This window comes from Streptomyces sp. (genome assembly GCF_031181705.1).
Classification (GTDB): Bacteria; Actinomycetota; Actinomycetes; order Streptomycetales; family Streptomycetaceae; genus Streptomyces.
In genome coordinates, this window is sequence record NZ_JAPSKN010000168.1 from 1 (window position 1) to 8254 (window position 8254).

The 8254-nt window shown below is 70.5% G+C and carries 7 protein-coding genes and 2 pseudogenes; 6 read left to right on the forward strand and 3 right to left on the reverse strand.

The window, feature by feature from the left end:
* Window positions 1-83: 83 nt before the first annotated feature.
* The 3 genes from RIN80_RS23895 (at window position 84) to RIN80_RS23905 (ending at window position 2082) form a co-directional block, all read left to right on the forward strand.
* Window positions 84-329 carry a hypothetical protein gene (locus tag RIN80_RS23895; RefSeq protein ID WP_309097703.1) on the forward strand — a complete coding sequence of 82 codons (246 nt, stop codon included), beginning with the start codon at window positions 84-86 and terminating at the stop codon, window positions 327-329.
* A 50-nt stretch (window positions 330-379) separates the two neighbouring features.
* Window positions 380-1369, forward strand: a complete 990-nt coding sequence (holA, locus tag RIN80_RS23900) for a DNA polymerase III subunit delta (protein WP_309097704.1) — start codon at window positions 380-382, stop codon at window positions 1367-1369.
* 317 nt (window positions 1370-1686) lie between these two features.
* Window positions 1687-2082, forward strand: a complete 396-nt coding sequence (locus RIN80_RS23905; protein WP_309097705.1) for a nuclear transport factor 2 family protein — start codon at window positions 1687-1689, stop codon at window positions 2080-2082.
* Between the two features lie 175 nt (window positions 2083-2257).
* On the opposite strand, the gene rpsT is transcribed toward RIN80_RS23905, so the two are convergent.
* Window positions 2258-2524: a 30S ribosomal protein S20 gene (gene rpsT, locus RIN80_RS23910; RefSeq protein WP_010042013.1), complete on the reverse strand. Its 267-nt coding sequence runs from the start codon at window positions 2522-2524 to the stop codon at window positions 2258-2260.
* Between the two features lie 239 nt (window positions 2525-2763).
* Here rpsT and lepA point away from each other — a divergent pair, with 239 nt between their 5' ends.
* Both lepA and RIN80_RS23920 read left to right on the forward strand, forming a co-directional pair.
* On the forward strand, window positions 2764-4632 hold the full coding sequence (gene lepA / locus RIN80_RS23915) for a translation elongation factor 4 (RefSeq protein ID WP_309097706.1): 1869 nt from the start codon (window positions 2764-2766) through the stop codon (window positions 4630-4632).
* Window positions 4633-4906: 274 nt separating this feature from the next.
* On the forward strand, window positions 4907-6781 hold the full coding sequence (locus RIN80_RS23920; RefSeq protein ID WP_309097707.1) for an AMP-dependent synthetase/ligase: 1875 nt from the start codon (window positions 4907-4909) through the stop codon (window positions 6779-6781).
* A gap of 157 nt (window positions 6782-6938) precedes the next feature.
* Here the strand turns inward: RIN80_RS23920 and RIN80_RS23925 are convergent.
* A pseudogene (locus RIN80_RS23925) lies at window positions 6939-7090 on the reverse strand (response regulator); the annotation flags it as partial.
* A 20-nt stretch (window positions 7091-7110) separates the two neighbouring features.
* Window positions 7111-7308 (reverse strand): annotated as a pseudogene (locus tag RIN80_RS26625) (hypothetical protein); the annotation flags it as partial.
* Window positions 7309-7485: 177 nt separating this feature from the next.
* On the opposite strand from RIN80_RS26625, the gene RIN80_RS23930 reads away from it, so the two are divergent.
* Window positions 7486-8254, forward strand: a 769-nt coding sequence (locus RIN80_RS23930) for an ATP-binding protein (RefSeq protein WP_375141791.1), incomplete at its 3' end; no start/stop codon positions are given.

Below are 8254 nucleotides of genomic sequence, written 5' to 3' on the forward strand. Positions count from 1 at the left end.
GGGTGGAGCAGCGACGGCGTCGAGCAATCGGGGTGAGGGACGTGGTGTCCCGGTCCCCGCGGTGGTGTCGGACAATGTCCGGCGTGAGTGACGTGCGACATGTGCTGGTGCTGCCCGACCGGGACGCCGCCGAGGAGGTGGCCGAGGCGCTGCGGGAGCGGTTCGGGGTCGTCGAGGAGCCGCGGCTGGTGCGGGACGCGCTGGCCGGGGAGGACGACGCCGAGGACGCGCAGTGGCTGGTCGTCCTGCGGGATGAGGAGGAGCGGCTGGACGCGGAGGAGCTGGACCGCTTCGCGGGCGAGTGGGAGGGCTGGCGGGAAGAGCCCTAGAGCCGCGGCCGGCCCGGGTGATGTCAGTGGCGCGTGGGATGCTGGGCGCGATGCCCAGGAAGACTGCGAATGACGACCCCCTCGCCCCGGTGACGCTCGCCGTGGGCCAGGAGGAGCTGCTGCTCGACCGTGCCGTGCAGGAGGTGGTGGCCGCGGCGAGGGCCGCCGACGCCGACACGGACGTACGGGACCTCACCCCGGACCAGGTGCAGCCCGGCACGCTCGCCGAGCTGACGAGCCCGTCGCTCTTCGCGGAGCGCAAGGTCGTGGTCGTGCGCAACGCGCAGGACCTGTCCGCCGACACGATCAAGGACGTCAAGGCCTACCTCGGGGCGCCCGCCGAGGAGATCACCCTCGTGCTGCTGCACGCGGGCGGGGCCAAGGGCAAGGGCCTGCTCGACGCGGCGCGCAAGGCGGGCGCGCGCGAGGTGGCCTGCCCGAAGATGACGAAGCCGGCGGACCGGCTGGCGTTCGTGCGGCAGGAGTTCCGCGTGGTGGGCAGGTCCGCCACACCGGAGGCCTGCCAGGCGCTCGTCGACGCGATCGGCAGCGATCTGCGGGAGCTGGCCTCGGCGGTGTCGCAGCTGGTCGCGGACGTCGAGGGGACGATCGACGAGGCGGTCGTCGGGCGGTACTACACCGGCCGGGCCGAGGCGTCGAGCTTCACGGTCGCCGACCGGGCGGTCGAGGGCAGGGCGGCTGAGGCGCTGGAGGCGCTGCGCTGGTCGCTGGCGACCGGGGTGGCACCGGTGATGATCACGAGCGCGCTGGCGCAGGGCGTCCGGGCGATCGGCAAGCTGTCGTCGGCGCGCGGGGGCCGGCCGGCCGATCTCGCCCGGGAGCTGGGAATGCCGCCGTGGAAGATCGACCGGGTGCGGCAGCAGATGCGCGGATGGACGCCGGACGGTGTGTCGGTGGCGCTCCGGGCGGTGGCCGAGGCGGACGCGGGGGTGAAGGGCGGGGGCGACGACCCCGAGTACGCCCTGGAGAAGGCGGTGGTCACGATCGCGAGGGCGGCTCGCTCCCGGGGCCGGGCCTGACGAGGTCCGTCACCGAAACCCCGGTGCGGGTCAAGTACCAGGGCTGACCGATCGGTCGGCGTTCCCGGCTTGCGCACGCGGGACGGGATCGCCGAGGTCGAGGGGAACCACCCAGGCAAGGGCGCACGGGGTGAGCGGGCGCGGCGCCTGGTTTTCGCGACAGTGAGACGACAGTGAGGGGAAGCTGCCGGGGCTGTCTCGGGCATATCGGCACAGGATGTGCCGCTGTACTGCGAAACATGCCGTGCGGGCGGCCCGGAGGGAGAATCGGGAGTGTCAGCCGGACATCGCCAAGCGACGGAGAGGTGGCGAGGGACATGGCTGAACACCCGCACGCAGCGCTGGTCCGCAAGGGATTCGAGGCCTTCTCCCGCGGTGACATGGACACCCTGCGCGGAATGATGGCGGGGGACGCCACCCACCACGTGCCCGGGAACCACCCGTTGTCGGGCGACTTCAAAGGGGTGGACTCGATCATCGAGATGTACGAGCGACTCGGCGCCGAGACCGACGGGACGATGCGCGCCGAACTGATCGGCATCGCCGTCGACGGCCGCGGTCACGCGGTCGGCATGACCCGCTTCACGGCCGAGCGGGGCGGCAGGCGACTGGACGACACCGGCTGCATCATCTTCCGGATCGTGGGCGACAAGGTCACCGACCTCGACGAGTGCGTCGAGGACATCGACAGGAACAACGAGTTCTGGTCCTGAACACGCCGAGGGCCGGGCGCCCTCCCATGGGGAACAGGAGGAGGCCCGGCCTACGGTTCGATCAGGTGGATCCGCGCCCGCGTGGCGAACGCAGGCCGCGCGCGGATCCGAGGGGTGCCGGACGGGAGCGGATGAGAGAGGGCCCGCTCGATTCCCTCCGGCGTCACATCAAACGTCAGCCCTTGAGCGCGGCGACCTTCTGAGCCAGCGCCGACTTCTTGTTGGCAGCCTGGTTCTTGTGGATGACGCCCTTCGAGACGGCCTTGTCGAGCTGGCGCGCGGCAGCGCGCTGGTACTCGGTGGCCTTCTCGACGTCACCCGCGGCAGCGGCCTCGCGGGCCTTGCGGATCGCGGTCTTCAGGGAGGACTTCACGGCCTTGTTGCGCAGCCGCGCCTTCTCGTTGGTCTTGATCCGCTTGATCTGGGACTTGATGTTCGCCACGAATGAGCCTTTTCAGGTTCTGGCACGAGGCCGCACGAGGCCGCACGGATCCGCACCGGGTGATTTCTTGAGGTAGTGCCTCGTGCGAGAGGGCAGGAGACACAGCCACCCAGGCTACCAGCGGGTGCATTCCCGGCCCAAACCCGTCCATGGTCCCCACCCGTGGGACGATGGAGGCTACGTATCGATCCGACCCGAGACCGCAGACACTGCGGACGCCTCAAGAATCAGGACCCTGCGTGCCCGCGATCCCCAGCCACGTGCCCGAGCCGAGCCGTACCGACCCGGCTCTGATCCGCAACTTCTGCATCATCGCGCACATCGACCACGGCAAGTCCACGCTCGCCGACCGGATGCTCCAGCTGACCGGAGTGGTCGAGCAGCGGCAGATGCGCGCCCAGTACCTCGACCGCATGGACATCGAGCGCGAGCGTGGCATCACGATCAAGTCTCAGGCGGTGCGTCTGCCGTGGGCCCCGACCCACGACAAGACCAACACGCACATCCTGAACATGATCGACACCCCGGGGCACGTCGACTTCACCTACGAGGTCTCGCGGTCGCTCGCCGCCTGCGAGGGCACGGTCCTCCTGGTCGACGCCGCCCAGGGCATCGAGGCGCAGACCCTCGCCAACCTGTACCTGGCGATGGAGAACGACCTCACGATCATCCCGGTGCTGAACAAGATCGACCTGCCGGCCGCGCAGCCCGAGAAGTTCGCCGAGGAGCTCGCCCACCTCATCGGGTGCGACCCCGGGGACGTGCTCAAGGTCTCCGCCAAGACCGGGCTCGGGGTCGAGGCGCTCCTGGACAAGGTCGTCGAGCAGGTCCCGGCCCCGGTCGGCGTCAAGGACGCCCCGGCGCGCGCCATGATCTTCGACTCGGTCTACGACTCCTACCGGGGTGTGGTCACGTACGTCCGCGTCATCGACGGGCAGCTCAACAAGCGCGAGCGCATCAAGATGATGTCCACGGGCGCCACGCACGAGCTGCTGGAGATCGGCACCAACTCGCCCGAGATGCTCGGCGCCGACGGCCTCGGTGTCGGCGAGGTGGGCTACCTGATCACCGGCGTGAAGGACGTCCGCCAGTCCAAGGTCGGTGACACGGTCACCAGCCAGTCCAAGGGCGCCACCGAGCCCCTCGGCGGCTACAAGGACCCCAAGCCGATGGTCTTCTCCGGGCTGTATCCGCTCGACGGCTCGGACTACCCCGAGCTGCGCGAGGCCCTGGACAAGCTCCAGCTCAACGACGCCGCGCTGGTGTACGAGCCGGAGACCTCCGCCGCCCTCGGCTTCGGCTTCCGCGTCGGCTTCCTCGGCCTGCTGCACCTGGACGTGATCCGCGAGCGGCTGGAGCGCGAGTTCGGGCTCGACCTGATCGCCACCGCGCCGAACGTGGTCTACCGCGTGGTCATGGAGGACGGCAGCGAGCACACGGTCACCAACCCGAGCGAGTTCCCCGAGGGCAAGATCTCCGAGGTCTACGAGCCGGTCGTCCGGGCCACCATCCTGGCGCCGAGCGAGTTCATCGGCTCGATCATGGAGCTGTGCCAGACCCGGCGCGGCACGCTGCTCGGCATGGACTACCTCTCCGAGGACCGGGTCGAGATCCGCTACACGCTGCCCCTCGCCGAGATCGTGTTCGACTTCTTCGACCAGCTGAAGTCCAAGACCCGCGGCTACGCCTCGCTCGACTACGAGCCCACCGGCGAGCAGACCTCCAGCCTGGTCAAGGTCGACATCCTGCTGCACGGCGACAAGGTGGACGCCTTCTCGGCGATCACCCACAAGGACCAGGCGTACGCCTACGGTGTGCGGCTGGTCGCCAAGCTCAAGGAGCTGATCCCGCGGCAGGCCTTCGAGGTGCCGGTCCAGGCCGCCATCGGCTCCCGGGTCATCGCCCGCGAGACCATCCGCGCCATCCGCAAGGACGTCCTCGCCAAGTGCTACGGCGGTGACATCTCCCGTAAGCGGAAGCTGCTGGAGAAGCAGAAGGAGGGCAAGAAGCGGATGAAGATGGTGGGTTCCGTGGAAGTTCCCCAGGAGGCCTTCATCGCCGTCCTGTCGAGCGATGACAGCGCGGGATCGGGCAAGGGCAAGAAGTAACCGCGGATTACCGTGGGTTACACCCCAAACCGGGTGGAACAGGGGCCCGCCGTACGAAAGTGCGGCGGGCCCTGCGCGTGCACGGGGTAGCTCTCTGTACGAAGTGACAGGCCGCGGCCCCTTACGTGGCGGCCGGCCGGCCTTTACTCTGATCCCTGCTCGATAGTTACTCACGAGTTAAACAACGGGGTGTGACCTGCGCCTCGTGACGCCTCGTGAGTGTCCACCAGCCGCACCTGAGCCAGCCGCACTGTCGCGGGCCCCGGAGGATGTCGTGAGCGACACACAGACTTTGATCGAGAACCGTCCGCCGTCCGTGGCGGGCCTCTTCCTGGAGCGCGTGACGGCCACGCCGGACGCCGAGGCCTACCGGTATCCGGTCCCCTCGTCCTCCGGGCAGGGGCCGGACGAGTGGAAGTCGCTGACCTGGGCGCAGGCCGCCGAGCGGGTCCACGCCATCGCGGCCGGCCTGATCGAGCTGGGCGTGCAGCCCGAGCAGCGGGTCGCCCTCGCCTCCAGCACCCGGGTCGAGTGGATCCTGGCCGACCTCGGCATCATGTGCGCCGGCGCCGCCACGACCACGGTGTATCCGCAGACCAACGCCGACGAGTCGGCGTACATCCTGTCGGACTCCGAGAGCCGCGTGCTCATCGCGGAGAACGCCGAGCAGCTGGCCAAGGCCAAGGCGAAGCGCGCGGAGCTGCCCGAGCTGACCCATGTCGTGGTGATCGACGCGGCCGGCGCCGAGACCGCCGACTGGATCCTGACCCTCGACGAGCTGGAGAAGCGCGGCGCCGCGCGGCTGGAGAAGGACCCCGACCTGATCAAGGAGCGGGTCGGCGCGCTCACCAAGGACCAGTTGGCCACCCTCATCTACACCTCCGGCACCACCGGCCGCCCCAAGGGCGTGCGCCTGCCGCACGACAACTGGTCGTACATGGCGAAGGCGATCGCCGCGACCGGGCTGGTCAGCGGCGACGACGTGCAGTACCTGTGGCTGCCGCTGGCGCACGTCTTCGGCAAGGTGCTCACCTCCGGCCAGATCGAGGTCGGGCACGTCACCGCCGTCGACGGCCGCGTCGACAAGATCATCGAGAACCTGCCGGTGGTGCGGCCGACGTACATGGCGGCCGTGCCGCGCATCTTCGAGAAGGTCTACAACGGCGTCGCCGCCAAGGCCCGGGCGGGCGGAGGGGCCAAGTACAAGATCTTCCAGTGGGCCGCCGAGGTCGCCCGCGAGTACGCCAAGGTCTCCCAGGACAACTTCCGGCGCACCGGGACCGCGTCCGTGCCGTTCGGGCTGAACGCGAAGCACAAGGTCGCCGACACCCTGGTGTACGCCAAGATCCGGGAGGCCTTCGGCGGCAACCTGCGCGCCTGCGTCTCCGGCTCGGCCGCCCTCGCACCCGAGATCGGCTACTTCTTCGCCGGCGCCGGCATCCACATCCTGGAGGGCTACGGTCTCACCGAGTCCTCGGCGGCGTCCTTCGTGAACCCGGGCGAGGCCTACCGCACCGGCACGGTCGGCAAGCCGCTGCCCGGCACCGAGGTGCGCATCGCCGACGACGGGGAGATCCTGCTGCGCGGCCCGGGAATCATGGAGGGCTACCACAAGCTGCCCGAGAAGACCGCCGAGGTGCTGGAACCGGACGGCTGGTTCCACACCGGCGACATCGGGGAGCTGTCGCCGGACGGGTACCTGCGGATCACCGACCGCAAGAAGGACCTCATCAAGACCTCGGGCGGCAAGTACATCGCGCCGGCGGAGGTGGAGGGGCAGTTCAAGGCGGTGTGCCCGTACGTGTCGAACATCCTCGTGCACGGGGCCGACCGGAACTTCTGCACGGCGCTCATCGCGCTCGACGAGATCGCGATCACCGAGTGGGCCAAGGAGAACGGGCTCGAAGGGAAGTCGTACGCGCAGATCGTGGCGGCGCCGCAGACCGTCGAGATGGTCGACGGGTACGTGAAGCAGCTCAACGAGGGGCTGCAGCGCTGGCAGACGATCAAGAAGTTCCGGCTGCTGCCGCGGGATCTCGACATCGAGCACGGTGAGATCACGCCGAGCCTGAAGCTGAAGCGGCCGGTGGTGGAGCGGGAGTACAAGCACCTGATCGAGGAGATGTACGAGGGGTCGCGCGAAGCGTAGGGGGTGGCCCGGGGCTGCGGGCCCGTGGTGGCCGGTCGCGCCCACGCGGCGGAGCCGCGCATCGGTACAGCCCCGGGCCCCTACGGGACGTCTCCCACCCGGCGCCGGGACCGCTGGACCTCCGCCCGGAGGCGCTTCACCTCTCCGCCCCTGCGGTAGGCACCTCCCGGGTCTGGGTCAGGCGTTTGACGCGGGCGGCCGTCTCGAATCCGTCCCTGCCCGGCATCCGGATGTCCCAAGGATCAGGGCGATCGGCCGGCGCAGCGGGGCCTCCATGGCCTCCTCGCCGGAACGGGCGCGCACCAGCGGCGGGCCGTCAGCCGCGACGCCATCGAGTGGAGATCGCCGCGCAACTGCCGGGACCGGTCGTGCAGACCGACCCGCCGGGTCAGATCGCCGCCCGCCACCGCCTCCAGCACGCGCGTGGCGTTCGCCGCGGGGGCGACCCGGGGACGGAGATCGGATGCACGAATCTGACCGTCTTCGTGCCGGTCTTCGACCACAGGAGTAGCGCGGTTCTCACTCATGGCGGCCCACTTCGGTAACTCGGCGCTTATGGGCGTGGTCGGTCTGTCACTCTGTCGGCATCGACTGTGGCGTATTCGTACGAACTGCCCGGGGAGCCGCCCATGGGGGCCATTCCGACGCAACGGGAGACCGCTTTCCGTGCCTCAGACGCGCCTGCACACGCTGGGGAGACGTCCGTGCCCGTTCAGGAGGGGCCCGTTTTCGAGGAGCGCGCACCGGCTGCGGAGGCGCCCCCCGCCGACGCCTGCGCACCGGCCGGCACGGAGCCCGCGTCCGCTTCCGAGCGTGCGCCGGGCGCCTCCGCTTCCGGCCGCGCGGCGCCCGCGGCCGTTTCCGAGGCGCCCGCACGGGAGTGCGCGCGGGCGCACACGACCCTGCCCGGCAGCCCCGTCGCGCCGGGAGCCGCCCGCGCCCTGGTGCGCGAGGCGCTCGCGGAGTGGATCGGCCTCGGCCTGCCCGGCGCCGAGCACGTCACCGACCGCCTGAGCGACGACGCCACGCTCGTCGTCAGCGAACTCGTCACCAACGCCGTCGTGCACGCCGGCACCGACGTCGAGATGGAGTGCCGGCTGGAGGGCGACGCCCCGCAGACGACCGCCCTCGTCGTCGAGGTCTCCGACCACCACCCGTCCAGGGCCCCGCGCGGCGGCGAGCCGGAGGCGCCCCACGACACCCCGGAGTACGGGCGCGGCCTGCGGCTCGTCGGCGCGCTCTGCGAGGCGTGGGGGATCACGTACCGCACCGGCCGGAAGACCGTGTGGGCGCGGTTGCCCGCGGTGAGGTGCGCGGCCGGGGAGCAGAGGGAGGCGTACGCCGGGGAGCGCGCGCTGGCGCGCGGTTTGCGGGTGGCCGGGATCCTGGCTCCGGAGCCGCCCCTCGGCGACCGGACGGCCGAACGGGACGCTTCCGACCTGCGCGGCGCTTCCGACCTGCGCGGCGCTTCCG

Coding starts and splice junctions, on each gene's coding strand:
- RIN80_RS23905 (WP_309097705.1), top strand. CDS start 1,687: ATGGCTGAACACCCGCACGCAGCGCTGGTCCGCAAGGGATTCGAGGCC.
- holA (WP_309097704.1), top strand. CDS start 380: ATGCCCAGGAAGACTGCGAATGACGACCCCCTCGCCCCGGTGACGCTC.